The sequence below is a fragment of the Dietzia sp. Die43 genome, assembly GCF_024519835.1.
In the GTDB taxonomy this organism is placed as follows: Bacteria; Actinomycetota; Actinomycetes; order Mycobacteriales; family Mycobacteriaceae; genus Dietzia; species Dietzia kunjamensis.
In genome coordinates this window covers 46,637-60,936 of sequence record NZ_JALJRF010000023.1, presented here as the reverse complement: position 1 = coordinate 60,936, position 14,300 = coordinate 46,637, and the positions used below count along the sequence as shown (strand labels likewise).

The following is a 14,300-nucleotide window of genomic DNA, read 5'->3' as shown; positions in this document are numbered from 1 at the left end:
GGCGGGTGGCGAGGCCCCGCCACAGGGCGGCGGCGTCTTCCTCGCGGGCCTCACCCGGGGCGGGGCCGGGAGCCGGGTCGGTGTTCACGCTCGCACGAATCTCGGGCTCCACACGCGACCCGAGTCAGTGACCCGGGTCCCGGAGGCGCCCACGATGAGCAGGCACTTCATGTCCACCGCGCCGCAGTCCAGGTCGCCGAGGGTCGTGACCGTGAGCGATTCCTCCGCGCGGCCCACGTCGCGGCCCACCACCACGGGCGTTTCCGGGCAGCGGTGACGCAGCAGGACGTCGCGGGCATCGGCGACCTGGTGGGTGCGTGAGCGTGAGGCGGGGTTGTAGACCGCCAACACCAGGTCGGCGGCGGCGATCGCGTCCAGCCGGCGTTCGACCACCTCCCACGGCTTGAGCCGGTCGGACAGGCTGACCACGGCGAAGTCGGCGCCGATGGGAGCGCCGGCGCGCGCGGCCACCGCCTGCACGGCCGAGACGCCGGGGGCCACGCGGACGTCGATGCCTGCGAACGCGGGGTCCTCGGCGGCCTCGAACACGGCGGCGGCCATGCCGAACACGCCGGCGTCGCCGCCGGAGACCACCGCCACCCGCTCGCCGGCCACCACCAGGTCCAGCGCGAACCGGGCGCGGTCCACCTCCACGGTGTTGCCCGAAGAGTGCCGGGTGAGGCCGGCCCGCTGGGGGACCCGGTTCACGTAGGGGGCGTAGCCCACCACGTGGTCGACCTCGGCCAGCACCTGGCTGACCTCCGGGGTGAGCCAGCCGTCCGGGCCGGGCCCGAGCCCGACCACGTGCAGGACGCCGTCCGGCAGGGCCTCCATGACGGGAGCCGGATCGGCCGACACTTCGTGCGCCCCGGCGCTGACCAGGGGCACCGACCGGCGCCCCGTCGGATCGCTGTGCCGTGAGTCGCCGGGGACCACGATGAGTGAGAAGTACGGGACGGTCGCCGGGTCGACGTCCCCCACCGCGTGGAACTGCTCGGTGGTCATCGATGCCCGCTCCACGTACACCGCGCCGTCCAGCCGCCCGGCGGCCTCGAGCGCGCGCCGGACGGCCGGGAAGTTCCGTCCGAGCTTCATGATGATCGCGCCGTCGGTGCCCGCCAGGCGCCGCGCGAGCTCGGGCTCGGGCAGCGTGCCCGGCAGGACGGTGAGTACGTCGGTCTGCCGGACCAGGGGAGTGGCGGCGGTGGCCGTCGCGGCGGCGAAGGCGGGGATGCCCGGCACGATCTCCGTCTCGAAGTGCTGCGCGAGTCGGTCGTGCATGTACATGAAGGAGCCGTAGAACAGCGGGTCTCCCTCCGAGAGCAGAACCACGTCCCGGCCGGCGGCCAGGTGCTCGGCCAGCCGCTGCGCGCTGCGCTCGTAGAAGTCCGCGATCGCGCCCGCGTACCCGCCCGGGTGGTCGGTGACGCCCGTGGTCACGGGGTACTCCAGTCGCTCCTCGATCGCGCCGGAAGGGATGAGGTCGGCGGCGATGCGGCGCGCGTTGGACTCCTTGCCGCGGCCGGCGTGGAAGGCCACCACGTCGGCGGCGCCGATCAACCGGGCGGCCTTGAGGGTGAGCAGTTCCGGGTCGCCGGGGCCCACGCCGACCCCGTAGAGACGGCCCGGGCGCTGGAAGCCGGACACCGGCGATGCGACGGGCTGACCGCTGCTCACTCCGCCTCCTGGGCCAGGGCGTTGAGGGCCGAGGCGGTCATCGCGGACCCGCCGCGCCGGCCGTGGACGGTGACGAAGGGGATGTCGATGCCGTGATCGTCCGCGAACACGGCGAGCGCGGCCTTGGACTCCGCGGCGCCGATGAAGCCGACCGGACAGCCGACGATCGCGGCGGGTCGGGGAGCACCGTCGAGGATCATTTCCAGCAGGTGGAACAGGGCGGTGGGGGCATTGCCGATCGCCACCACCGCGCCGTCGAGGCGGTCGCCCCACAACGCCAGCGCCGCAGCGGATCGGGTCGTGCCCATTCGCGCGGCCAGGTCGCGAACGCCGGGATCGGACAGGGTGCACACCACGTCGTTGTCGCGGGGGAGCCGGGCCCGGGTGATCCCCGAGGCGACCATGTGGGCGTCGCACAAGATCGGCGCGCCGGCGTCGAGCGCCGACCTCGCCGCGATGACCAGGCCGGGATGCACCTGCAAGTCGTCGACGAGGTCCGTCTGGCCGGTGCCGTGGACCATCCGCACGGCGAGTCGCTCGGCGTCCGCCGGAACGCGGGACAGGTCGGTCTCGCGGCGGATGGTCGCGAAGGAGTCGACGTAGATGGCGGGCCCGTCGTCGACGTAGTCGTAGCGACGCGGCGGCCTCAGGGCAGCACTCATGGGGTCCTCCTCGGGGTTCTCGCCCCGGTGTGAGAAGTCGCAGCGACGCGGTGGGAGCGCGCTGATCCCCGGTGAGTATCTGGCTGGGCCCATCGGCTCGACGGGCCTCACAGTGGCGGAACCGCCCCGGACTTGCACCGGGTTCCTCGCCGTGGGACAGCCCGCAGCCTACTCGCGGACGGCCAGCACCCCGCGCCACGGGGTCACGATGAGCTCGGCGACGTCGCCGCCGGTGAGCCGGGCGATGAGGTCGCGGTCGAGGATCCCGTCCGGCGCCTCGACGTGCTCGATCGGCTCCGCCGAACCCGCGACCGGCCCGTACGGCAGCGCCGGGGCCGGGCTCGGCAGTCGGCCGTCCGCGGGGCGGGCCTCGAAGAGGGGGGTTGGCAGTTCCCGCACGTGCCACGGGGCGTCCGGCCCGGTGCCGCGGGCGTCGACGAACTCGCGGGCCAGCTCGACCAGCCGGCCGGCGGCGTCGGCCAGCGGCACCACCTCGGACCAGCGGTCACCCACCCGCAACTGCGCGGTGTCGGCATCCAGGGCGACCAGGCCCAGATCGCAGGAGCGCTCGAGCAGGTCCCCGCGGCCGTCGTCCAGGACGAACAAGAACCGGCCCGGCAAGCCGCCGAGCGCGGGATCGGCCAGCAGCCCGGCGTCCAGCGCCTCGGTCACCGGCCGCAGGTCCGCGCGGCCCCGGGCCTGCCCGCTGAACGACTCGCCCAGGCCCGTCAGCGGCGAGACGAGGACGTTGCGCACCAGCTCGTGCCCGGGCGCGGGGAGCAGGCCCGTCTCCGCGATCGCCGCCACCACCTCGCCGGGCAGCTGCCCGTCCGGACCGATCGGCAGAGCCCGCAGTTGCAGGTTCGCGCGCGTGGTCACGTGCACGTTGTCGTCGTCGCCATATCTCACGGCGACCCCGTGCAGGCCGGCCAGTGCCGCCGGTGACACGCGGCCGCCCGGCACGCGCAAACGGACCAGGGCGCCGTCGGAAGCCGGCCACGGCCGCAGGACGCCCGGGCACAGGTCGCCACGGGTCCGGCGGGTGGGTTCGCTGATGCTCACGGGGGCCATTGTGGCAGCCCGTCGCCGGTGCACTTTTCCCAGACGGCAGATGGTAAGTTTTTTCTTCACAACTGAAGAAACGGAGCTCCACCGTGATACCTCGCCGCGTACCCACCCTTCTCGCCTCCGCCCTCACCGCAGTCGCACTGGTCGCGGCCGGGTGCTCGTCGGACGCCGCCACCGAACCCGCCGCCGCCGAAGCGGCCGCCACTACCACGGCATCACCGGCCGCCGGGTCCGTCGCCGGGGTGACCGTCCCGGACGCGTTCACCGCGCTGACGATTATTCCCATCGGCAACCCGCCGCTGCCGTTCAAGGGCACCGACGGCAAGTACCACGTGGCCTACGACCTGCAGCTCACCAACGCCACCAGGGTGCCGGCGAGCGTGGACAAGATCGACGTGGTGGACGGCACCGACCCCACCAAGGTCATCGCCAGCTTCTCCGCCGCCGCTCTCGTGGATCCGGACTGCGTCTTCGGTGACTGCAACCGGCTGCGCGACCTGCCCGCCGGGTACGTCGACACCGCGCAGATCCCGCCGCAGGAGAGCCGGGTCGTGTTCATCGACTTCACCCTCGACTCGCTCGACCAGGCCCCGGACGCGGTGCTGCACCACCTCTACGGGACCGGTGCCGCCTCGCCGGCGTTCGGCGAACCCGGGCCCATCGACTACCTCACGACACCGGTCGTCTTCTCCACCCGCACCGTGCCGATCATCGCTCCGCCCGTGCGGGGCGAGAACTGGGTGGCCCTCAACGGGTGTTGCGAACCGGGGTTCCCGCACCGCAGCTCGGTGATGTCGGTCAACGGCAAGCTCAACAACAGCCAGCGCTTCGCGATCGACTGGAAGCGCACCAACGACCAGGGCGAGTTCTATACCGGCGACAGAAACCACAACGAGAGCTACGTGGACTACGGCGCCGAGATCCTCGCCGTCGCCGACGCCACCGTCGTCTCGGTCCTCGACGGGATGGACGCCAACGCGCCGGGGGTCCTGCCCGCGAGCAACCCGGAACTGGCCTCCAAGCTCACCGTCGAGAACGTGGACGGCAACCACGTGGTGCTCGACCTCGGTGACGGCGTGTACGCGATGTACGCACACATGATCTCCGGCTCGGTCACGGTGAAACCCGGCGACACGGTGACCGAGGGCCAGGTGCTGGGCAAGCTCGGGAACACCGGCAACGCCAACGCCTCGCACCTGCACTTCCAGCTCATGGACGGGCCGAGCCTGCTGGAGGCCGACTCGCTGCCGTACGAGCTGAAGGGGTTCGACTACGCGGGTCAGGTCCCGCCCCAGCGCATCGCCGACGCCGACGACTACCTGTCCGGCGTCTTCGTGGACGAGGCGACCCTCTCGCCGGAACCGCGGATGAACGAGCTGCCGCTCAACCTCGCGGTGGTGGACTTCCCCTGATTGGGGCGGTGGCCCCGGCTGACGCGCGGCAGCCGGTCGGGGCGCTCCTGACCCTCGCGCGGCAGCCGGGCGGCCACGGGCGAGGTGCGCCGGATAGGCTCGCCGGTGCCGTGGTGTTCGGGAAGCCGGAGGAAAAGCCGGCGCGGCCCTCGCCACTGTAGTCGCGGAGTCACGCGGCCCTCGTCCGTCCCTCACGGGTCGGAGACCACTGGATCCACGGGTCCGGGAAGGTCGGTCGCACGGCGTCGATGCGAAAGCCAGGAGACCGGCCACGGCGACATGTTCCACGAGGGTTTGGAGAAGAACATGCGCCCCGACCGGCGTTCGGCGTCCCCTGACGACGCCTCGGCACGCTCAGACGTGCCCCGCATCACCCTGTTGTCCACCTCCGACACGGACCTGCTCAGCGCCCGGGCCTCCGGCGCCGCATGGGCGCTCGGCAACCCGTCTCGACTCGACGTCGAGGCGAATCTGCCCGCACTGCTCGACGGCGCCGACCTGGTGGTGGTCCGCATTCTCGGCTCCCGACGATCCTGGGAGGCCGGGTTCGCCGCCGTGCTCGGCGCGGGCGTCCCGGTAGTGGTCCTGGGTGGGGAGCAGACCCCCGACGCCGACCTGATGGAGCTGTCCACGGTCCCGATCGGCATCGCGGCCGAGGCGCACCGCTATCTCGCCGAGGGCGGCCCGGGCAACCTCGCGCAGCTGCACGCGTTCCTGGCCGACACCGTGCTGCTCACCGGCGCCGGGTTCGAGCCGCCGGAGAACGTGCCGGTGTGGGGTATGCCGCCGCGGCCGGACACGACGGAAGCCCCCGGCCTGCCCCGCGTGGGCGTGCTCTACTACCGCGCCCACGAGGTGAGCGGGAACTCCGGGTTCGCCCACGCGCTGGCCGACGCGATCGACGCCGCTGGCGCGGTGGGAGTGCCGGTCTTCGCCGGCTCCCTGCGCTCGGCCCCCGACGAGTTGTTCGACGCCCTTGGCACTCTCGATGCGCTGGTCGTGACGGTTCTCGCCGCCGGCGGCACCACTCCCGGCACGGTGAGCGCGGGCGGCGAGGACGAGACGTGGGACGTCGAGCGCATCGCCGCGCTCGACATTCCCGTATTGCAGGGCCTGTGCCTGACGTGGAGCCGCGAGGACTGGGCGGCCTCCGACGACGGCGTCAACCCGCTGGACTCCGCCAACCAGATCGCGATCCCCGAGTTCGACGGCCGGATCATCACTGCGCCGTTCTCGTTCAAGGAGATCGACGCCGACGGACTGCCCCGCTACGTGGCCGATCCCGAGCGGTGCGCGCGTGTCGCCGGGATCGCCGTGGCCCACGCGCGGCTGCGCCATGTGGCGCCCGCCGACCGCAAGGTCGCGCTGGTCCTGTCGGCCTATCCGACCAAGCACTCCCGCATCGGCAACGCCGTCGGTCTGGACACCCCGGTCTCGACCATCCGCCTGCTGCGCCGGATGCGCGACGAGGGTTACGACCTGGGCCCGGACGACGGCCCCATCGCCCGGTTCCTGGACACAGCCGGGGACTACGCCGACGACACCGCCGCCGGCGACGCCCTGATCCACGCGCTCATCGCCGCGGGCGGGCAGGACGAGGAGTGGCTCACCAGCGCCCAGCTCACCGACAGCCACGTGCGGATCTCCACCGACGACTATCTGCGCTGGACCGCGGACCTGCCCGAGGCGCTGCGCGCGGAGATGGTCGAGGCGTGGGGGCCCGCGCCGGGCGAGCTGTTCGTCAACGACGCCGGAGAGATCGTCCTGGCCACCATCCAGGCCGGCAACGTGGTGCTGCTGATCCAGCCGCCGCGCGGGTTCGGCGAGAACCCGGTCGCCATCTATCACGACCCGGAGCTCGCGCCGTCCCACCACTACCTGGCCGCCTACCGCTGGCTCGCCCGCGGCTTCGGCGCCCACGCGCTGGTGCACATCGGCAAACACGGCTCGCTCGAATGGCTGCCGGGCAAGAACGCCGCGCTCTCGGCGGACTGTGCCACCGACGCGGCGATCGCCGACCTGCCGCTGATCTACCCCTTCCTCGTCAACGACCCCGGCGAGGGCGCGCAGGCCAAGCGCCGTGCGCACGCGACGATCGTCGACCACCTGGTCCCGCCGATGGCCCGCGCGGAGTCGTACGGGGACATCGCCCGCCTGGAGCAGCTGCTCGACGAGTACGGGAACATCGCGTCGATGGACCCGGCCAAGCTCCCGGCCATCCGCGCGCAGATCTGGACGCTCATGCAGTCCGCGCACATGCACGAGGACCTGGGCCTCGAGCAACGGCCCGGGGACGAGGAGTTCGACGACTTCCTGCTCCACGTCGACGGCTGGCTCTGCGAGATCAAGGACGTCCAGATCCGCGACGGCCTGCACGTCCTGGGCCAGGCGCCCGCGGGCGAGGCGCGCGTCAACCTGGTGCTGGCGATCCTGCGGGCCTCGCAGGTGTGGGGCGGCGAGTCCGGGGCGGTTCCGGGCCTGCGCCGCGCACTCGGGCTGGCCGAGGGCGCGCCGACCGAGGAGGTCGACCGCGTCGAGGCGCTGGCCAAGGCGCTGGTCGAGGGCATGGACGCGCGGGAGTGGGACGTCGCCGCGGTGCCCGACGTTCTCGCCGCCGCGGGCCTCACCGCGGGTGGGGCGGGTGACGGCGGCGCGGGTGACGGCGCGCCGGAGGGCGACGACGACGAGGTCGCGCAGGTGCTCGAGTTCGCCGCCCGCGAGGTGGTGCCGCGACTGGCCGCCACTGTCGATGAGCTGGACGCCGTCATGCACGCCCTGGACGGCGGGTTCATCCCGGCCGGGCCCTCGGGATCCCCGCTGCGGGGTCTGGTCAACGTGCTGCCCACGGGCCGGAATTTCTACACGGTGGACCCGCGCGCCGTCCCGTCGCGGCTGGCGTGGGAGACCGGTCAGGCCATGGCGGACTCGCTGCTGGACCGGCACGTCGCCGAGACCGGTGAGTACCCGAGCTCGGTGGGGCTGTCGATCTGGGGCACCTCGGCCATGCGCACCTCCGGGGACGACATCGCCGAGGTCCTGGCCCTGCTGGGCGTCCGCCCCGAGTGGGACGAGGCCTCCCGCCGGGTCACGGGCCTGGAGGTGGTCCCGTCCGAGGAACTGGGCCGCCCGCGCGTCGACGTGACCGTGCGCATCTCCGGCTTCTTCCGCGATGCGTTCCCGCACGTCATCGGGATGCTCGACGACGCCGTGCGGATGGTCGCCGAGCTGGACGAGCCCGACGAACACAACTTCGTCGCCGCCCACACGCGGGCCGACCTCGCCGAGCACTCGGATCAACGCCGCGCCACCACCCGGATCTTCGGCTCCGCGCCCGGCTCGTACGGGGCGGGAATCCTGCAGACCATCGAGGCGGGCAACTGGCGCGACGACCGAGACCTGGCCGAGGTCTACACCCGCTGGGGCGGGTACGCCTACGGCCGCGACCTCGACGGAGTCCCCGCGGCCGACGACATGCGCACCAACTACCGGCGCATTGCGGTGGCGGCCAAGAACATCGACACCCGCGAGCACGACATCGCCGACTCGGACGACTACTTCCAGTACCACGGCGGGATGATCGCCACCGTCCGCGCCCTCACCGGCGCCGAGCCGCGCGCCTATGTGGGCGACTCGACCACGCCCGACGCCGTCCGCACCCGGTCGCTGGCGGAGGAGACCACGCGGGTGTTCCGCGCGCGAGTGGTGAACCCGCGGTGGATCGCGGCCATGCAGCGGCACGGCTACAAGGGGGCGTTCGAGCTGGCGGCCACGGTGGACTACCTCTTCGGGTTCGATGCGACCGCCGGCGTGGTCCACGACTGGATGTACGACTCGCTCGCCCGCGAGTACGTCCTGGACGAGACCAACCAGGAGTTCCTGCGCCGGTCCAACCCGTGGGCGCTGCGCGGGATGATCGAGCGGCTCTCCGAGGCCGCCGACCGCGGGATGTGGGCCGAGCCCGATGCGGGCATCATGGACCGGATGCGGCAGGTCTACCTCGATGTGGAGGGCGATCTCGAGGAGTCCCACGGTGACTGAGTTCCCCACCGGCCGCAGGCGGGTGCGGGTCGTGGGCATCGGCTCGGGCGGGCTCGACCAGATCACGGTCGAGGCCGCCCGGGCCCTGCGCGCCAGCGACTACGCCCTCGCGGCCGTCAAAGGCCCGGCCGACCCGTTGGTCGATCTCCGCGCGCAGCTGCTCGCCCGCCACGCGCCGGGCGTCGAGTTGGTGGGTGTGCCCGATCCGGAGAGGGACCGCTCGTCGTCGTCGACCTCCTCCGACGCCGGGTATCGCGGGGTGGTGACGGACTGGCACGAGGCCCGCTCCCTGGCCTGGGAACGCGTCGTGGCCTCCCGGCCCGGCGATGTGGCGATCCCCGTGTGGGGCGACCCGGCGTTCTACGACTCCACGCTGAGGATCCTCGACCGGATCGCCGAGCGCGGTGCGCTGGACCTGGAGGTGGAGGTCGTGCCCGGGATCTCCGCGCTCCAGGTTCTGGCCGCGCGCCACCGTCTGGTCCTGCACGAGATCGGCGGCACGGTCACCGTGACCACCGGCCGCCGGCTGCGCGAGGTCGTGGCCGCCGGCGCCGACAACGTGGTGGTGATGCTCAACGGCGATCTGCCGCTCGATGACCTGGCCGACTGGCACATCTGGTGGGGCGGGAACCTCGGCGACGCCGGCGAGACGCTCGTCGCGGGCCGCGTGGGCGACGTCCTGCCGGACCTGCGCGCGCACCGCGAGCGGCTGCGCGACGAGCACGGCTGGGTGATGGACGTGTATCTACTGCGACGCGGAGAAGGGACGACGGCCCGATGACGGCTGAGAAGGACACCGCCGGGGCGACGGCCGGGACGACCGGCGGGAAGGACAGCGCCGGCGCCACGGTCGCGCGGGACTGCGCGGGCCGGGTCGTGCTGGTCGGCGGCGGGCCGGGGGACCCGGGGCTGATGACCGTGGCCGGCCTCGACGCAGTCCGCACCGCCGACGTGGTGGTGACCGACCGCCTGGGACCGGTGTCGATCCTCGACGAGCTCGACCCCGGCATCGAGGTGATCGACGTGGGCAAGGTGCCCTTCGGTCCGGCGACCCCGCAGGAGGAGATCAACCGGATCCTCGTCGAGCACGCGCGGCGCGGGCGCACCGTCGTCCGACTCAAGGGCGGCGACAGCTTCCTGTTCGGCCGCGGCGCCGAGGAGCACCTCGCGTGCACCGCGGCCGGGGTGCCCGTCACCGTGATCCCGGGCGTCACCTCGGCCCTGTCGGTTCCGGCCCTCGCCGGCGTCCCGGCCACCCACCGCGGACTCTCGCAGGGCGTGTCGGTGATCTCCGGGCACGTCCCGCCCGACAGCCCGCACTCGACCCTCGACTACGGCGCGCTCGCCAGGTCCGGGACCACGCTGGTGTTGCTCATGGCGGTCACGACCCTGCCCGCCATCACCGCGGAACTCCTGGCCGAGGGGATGCCCGGGGACACCCCGGCTGTGCTGGTCGAGAACGGCTCCACCCCGGCGGAGCGCGTCCTGCACGGGACGCTGGCGACGATCGCGCGGCAGGCGGCCGAGGCTCAGGTCGCGCCGCCCGCGATCACCGTGATCGGGGCGGTCGCCGGGCTGGCAGGGCAGCTGTCCGCCGGAGCGAGCTGTGGGTAGTCGGCCGGCCGGGTCCGCCCTCGACGAGTGGTCGCGGATGCGCGGATCGCGAAACTACGTCCGACGGACGAGCTCGGCTCGGCGGTCCTCCGGGGCACGGCGCGGGCAGCTCGCGCACGTGCCGCCGTCGGTGGCCAGATAGATGAGGCAGCAGGAGCTGCGGCGGACGAACCGGCGGGTCCGCTCGGGGCCCTCCACATCGATGTACCGAGCCGGTAGCAGCGGCGGGCGGCACACGGCGTGTGCGAGCTCGGAGCCGCGATTCGGGTCGCCCGCCGCGCGACCCGCCTCGAGCGCGCGGTTCGCGATGGAGTCGGTCGCGATCGCCCACAGCGCCCGCGGTGCTGCGCCCGAGACCTCCGCGAGGGCGGCGATCACCTCGCCGTGGGCCTCCAGCAGCGCGTCGGCGTAGGCCGCGGTCGACGGCAGGAGGTGTTCCGACAGCGCCGAGTGGAGATAGCCGTTCGGCTGCAGCGAGACGGAGAGCCGCTGCGGTCGGGGATCGGGCGCGCGGCCGATCGCGAGCAGCATGACCAGCGGCGCGGCCACCAGCGTCGAACTGGCCGAGTACCACCACAGCGTGCCATTCACCCGCGGATCGCCATGGTTCCAGCGCCGGCCGGTGTCCTCCACCCGCCGGGCCAGCCACCGCGGGTCCGTCAGCACCGATCCGGGCAGGACCTCCGGGCCGTGTTCGATGGTGCGGACGAAGTCGCCGAGGAGGTCCGAGACGCCCGAGTACGCGGCTGTCACGGTCTCGGGGGCGCGGAGCTCGTCGTCGTCGCCGTCGTCACCCACGGTCCCGTCACGCATCGGCGAGCCCCGCCACGTCGAGCGTGCGGCGGCCGTCCGGCCCCGCCCGCACCTCGCCACGCACCCCGAACACCTCCCGCAGCACCGCGGCGTCCAGGACCTGCTCCGGCGCACCGGTCGCGACGAGGTGACCGCGGTGCAGGACCGCGATGACGTCGCAGTACTCGGTGGCCATCCGCAGATCGTGGATCGTGAGCAGCACCGCCAGCCCGTCGGCCGCCAACTCGCGGAGCAGGCGTAGAACCGACAATTGCTGGTGCAGGTCGAGGTGATTGGTCGGCTCGTCCAGCAGGAGCACCTCGGGCCGCTGGGCGAGGGTGCGCGCGATCGACACGCGTTGCTTCTCGCCGCCCGACAGTGCCACCACGTCTCGCTCGGCCAGCTCGGTCAACCCGACCCGGGCGAGGACATCCTCCACGACCGCCGCGTCGTCGGCGCCGAAGGGCTCGAGAAGTCCCCGTGTGACCGTCCGGCCCAGGCGCACCGACTCGCGGACCGTGATGCCGCCCAACGAGACCGGTTCCTGCGTACTGGCCCCCACCGCGCGGGCCAGCGTGCGGCGACGCAGCGAGGCGATGTCGGCGTCGTCGAGCGTCACCATCCCCGCGGCGGACGGCAGCGCGCGATAGCAGGTGCGCAGCAGCGTGGTCTTGCCGCTGCCGTTCGGGCCGACGAGTGCGGTGACCCGCCCGGGCGCGACCGTGAGGTCGACACCGTGGAGGATCCGCCGACCGCCGAGCCGGGCGGAGACGCCGTGCGCGGAGAGGGTGCTCATCGCGACGCCTTCCCGTAGCGGTGCCACAACATCAGCAGGAACACCGGGCCGCCCACGACGCCGGTGACCACGCCCACCGGCAGCTCGGTGCCCTCGCTCACCGCGCGGGCGGCGAGGTCGGCCAGCACCAACGCGACCGCGCCGAGCAGGGCCGCCGCGGGAAGCAGGCGCGCCGCGGTGCGGCCCGTGAAGAACCCCGCGAGGTGGGGGATGAGCAGGCCGATGAAGCCGATCGTCCCGGAGACCGCCACCGCGCCCGCGGTGAGCAGGGAGACGAGCAGCAGCATGAGCACCCGGAACCGGGGCACGTTCACGCCCATCGCGGTGGCGCCGTCGTCACCGGTGAGAAGCAGGTCGAGGTGGCGGCTGCACAGGATCACCACCGTGCCGGCGACGGCGAGGATAGCAACGGGCGCCCACAGCATGGTCCACCCGGCGTCACCGAACCCGCCCGCGAGCCAACGCATGACGGTACCGAGTTGATGGTCGTCGCCGAGGACCAGCAACGTGAACGTGTTGAGCGCACCGAACACCATCGTCATGGCCGCCCCGACCAGCACGATGGCGGTCGTGTCATGGGCGCGGCGGGCCACCAGGACGACGCCCGCCAGCGGGAGCAGCGCGCCGAGGAACGCCGCGATCGGCAGGGTGAACACGCCCCACATCCCGGCGCCCACGCCGAGGACCGTGAGCACCACGACGCCGAAGCCCGCGCCCGAGGAGACGCCGAGCAGATACGGGTCGGCGAGAGGATTTCGGGTGACCGCCTGGGCGACGCCACCCGCCACGGCCAGCGACGCGCCCACGGCCGCCGCCATGAGCGCCCGGGGCAGTCGCGACTCGAGGACGATCGCCTCGCGGGCGTCGGTCCACCACGGGTCGAAGACCCCCGGCGCCAGGCGGTGCGCGACGATCGCCCACACGTCCCCGATCGGGATGGACACCGAGCCCAGGGAGACCCCGGCCGCGATCGTCATCGCGAGCACCGCCACGAGCGGGAGACAGATGAGCCACAGCGACCGCCGCCCGGTGGGCGGGGCATCGGCGATGCGCCCGGAGCCGGGGCGGGGATCGATGCCCGTGCCGGCGCGGTCAACGCGCCCGCCGGTGTTCTCGGCGACGGTCGTCATGTCACTGCCCGAACGCGTGCGGGTGCAGCTCACGGGCGATGGTCTCGGTGGAGGTCGTCATCCGCGAGCTCTCGAAGAAGTCGGACAGCGGGACCACCACGATGCGGTTCTCACGGATCGCCGGCGTCGTGGACATGATGGGCTGCGCGCGCAGGTAGGCGATCTTGTCCTCCGCGCTGGTGGCGCCGTAGTCGAGTACCACGATCGCCTCGGGCTGACGCTCGCCCAGGATCTCCCATGTGGACGTGAGATAGGGGCGGTCGCCCTCGGAGAAGATGTTGTCCGCGCCCGCGTACTCGCCGATCAGTTGTCCGATGCCCACGCCGCCGATCGTCGTCGGTTCTGATTCGCCGCCGTCGTAGAAGAACGTGGGGGTGCCGGTGACACCCGACGCATCGAGCGTCTCTCGGATCTCCCTCATCTCGCCGGTGATCCGGTCGGTCAGGTCCCGTGCCCCCGGCTCGACGTCGAGGATCCGGCCGAGCTGGGAGAAGTCGGTCTCGAGCATCGACAGGTCGCCGAAGCCTTCTCCGCAGTACTCGGAGAACAGGAAGGTGTGGATCCCCGCGGTCTCGAGGGCGTCGCGGCTGCGGCCTTCCTTGTCGTCGAAGGCGCTGCGCATCCCGGCCACCACGAGGTCCGGCTCGAGGTCCACGATCTGCTCCCAGGTGGGGTACTCCTCCGAGAGGGACGGAATGGCCTCGAACTGCTCGGCGACCTCCGGCAGGACATCGTCCTGCTCGCCGTAGCCCATGCCGACGATCCGGTCGCCGGCCCCCATCTGGATGAGGGTCTCGGTGACGTGGTCATTCATCGAGATGATGCGCCGGGGCGCAGCGGTGTAGGTGGTCTCGCGCTCACAGTTGGTGACGGTCACAGGGTCGGCGAACGACTCGACCGGGCCGCCTTCCGCGAGCGCCTCGCCGCGGGAGCAGCCGGTGAGGGCGACCCCCGCGACGAGGAGGGTGGCGAGCGTGATTCTGGGGTGGCGACGGAACATGATCAGTCCTCGGATCGTGTCGTGCGGTCGACGACACGTGAGACCCGCAGGAGGGTAGGAGTCGACGACGACACCACGTCACCTGACAGGACCCCGGATCGCAGACCTCGG

Annotated in this window: 11 protein-coding genes and 2 riboswitches; of the genes, 4 read left to right on the top strand and 7 right to left on the bottom strand. The window is 72.7% G+C overall.

The features are described 5' to 3' along the window. Nucleotides 1-84: 84 nt before the first annotated feature. The 3 genes from NR111_RS16965 to NR111_RS16955 form a co-directional block, all read right to left on the bottom strand. A complete protein-coding gene (locus NR111_RS16965) occupies nt 85-1,677 on the bottom strand; it encodes a precorrin-2 C(20)-methyltransferase (RefSeq protein ID WP_256821486.1) in 1,593 nt (530 codons plus the stop codon). After that, the gene (locus NR111_RS16960) at nt 1,674-2,339 is read right to left on the bottom strand and encodes a precorrin-8X methylmutase (RefSeq protein WP_256821485.1); all 666 of its coding nucleotides are present in this window, start codon (nt 2,337-2,339) and stop codon (nt 1,674-1,676) included. The genes NR111_RS16965 and NR111_RS16960 overlap by 4 nt, the downstream gene beginning before the upstream one ends. 73 nt (nt 2,340-2,412) lie before the next feature. Continuing rightward, nucleotides 2,413-2,487, bottom strand: a riboswitch (cobalamin riboswitch). A 20-nt stretch (nt 2,488-2,507) separates the two neighbouring features. Next, the gene (locus tag NR111_RS16955; RefSeq protein WP_256821484.1) at nt 2,508-3,401 is read right to left on the bottom strand and encodes a nitrite reductase; all 894 of its coding nucleotides are present in this window, start codon (nt 3,399-3,401) and stop codon (nt 2,508-2,510) included. Between the two features lie 92 nt (nt 3,402-3,493). Here NR111_RS16955 and NR111_RS16950 point away from each other — a divergent pair, with 92 nt between their 5' ends. From NR111_RS16950 to cobA, 4 genes are all read left to right on the top strand, one after another. Continuing rightward, on the top strand, nt 3,494-4,819 hold the full coding sequence (locus NR111_RS16950; protein WP_256821483.1) for a M23 family metallopeptidase: 1,326 nt from the start codon (nt 3,494-3,496) through the stop codon (nt 4,817-4,819). A gap of 94 nt (nt 4,820-4,913) precedes the next feature. Then, nucleotides 4,914-5,108, top strand: a riboswitch (cobalamin riboswitch). A gap of 71 nt (nt 5,109-5,179) precedes the next feature. Further along, nucleotides 5,180-8,857 (top strand): cobaltochelatase subunit CobN, encoded by a 3,678-nt coding sequence (gene cobN, locus NR111_RS16945; RefSeq protein WP_256821489.1) that lies wholly within the window; start codon nt 5,180-5,182, stop codon nt 8,855-8,857. Continuing rightward, on the top strand, nt 8,850-9,638 hold the full coding sequence (gene cobF, locus NR111_RS16940; protein WP_256821482.1) for a precorrin-6A synthase (deacetylating): 789 nt from the start codon (nt 8,850-8,852) through the stop codon (nt 9,636-9,638). The genes cobN and cobF overlap by 8 nt, the downstream gene beginning before the upstream one ends. After that, a complete protein-coding gene (gene cobA / locus NR111_RS16935; protein ID WP_241261238.1) occupies nt 9,635-10,471 on the top strand; it encodes a uroporphyrinogen-III C-methyltransferase in 837 nt (278 codons plus the stop codon). The genes cobF and cobA overlap by 4 nt, the downstream gene beginning before the upstream one ends. Nucleotides 10,472-10,525: 54 nt before the next feature. Here cobA and NR111_RS16930 read toward each other — a convergent pair whose 3' ends face one another. From NR111_RS16930 to NR111_RS16915, 4 genes are read right to left on the bottom strand one after another with little or no spacing between them, the layout of a single operon-like run. Further along, a complete protein-coding gene (locus NR111_RS16930; protein WP_206473592.1) occupies nt 10,526-11,284 on the bottom strand; it encodes a (2Fe-2S)-binding protein in 759 nt (252 codons plus the stop codon). Then, nucleotides 11,277-12,059, bottom strand: a complete 783-nt coding sequence (locus NR111_RS16925; protein WP_256821481.1) for an ABC transporter ATP-binding protein — start codon at nt 12,057-12,059, stop codon at nt 11,277-11,279. The genes NR111_RS16930 and NR111_RS16925 overlap by 8 nt, the downstream gene beginning before the upstream one ends. After that, a complete protein-coding gene (locus tag NR111_RS16920; protein WP_374210750.1) occupies nt 12,056-13,189 on the bottom strand; it encodes a FecCD family ABC transporter permease in 1,134 nt (377 codons plus the stop codon). The genes NR111_RS16925 and NR111_RS16920 overlap by 4 nt, the downstream gene beginning before the upstream one ends. Nucleotide 13,190: 1 nt before the next feature. Continuing rightward, nucleotides 13,191-14,189, bottom strand: a complete 999-nt coding sequence (locus tag NR111_RS16915) for an ABC transporter substrate-binding protein (RefSeq protein ID WP_206473596.1) — start codon at nt 14,187-14,189, stop codon at nt 13,191-13,193. Nucleotides 14,190-14,300: the final 111 nt, after the last annotated feature.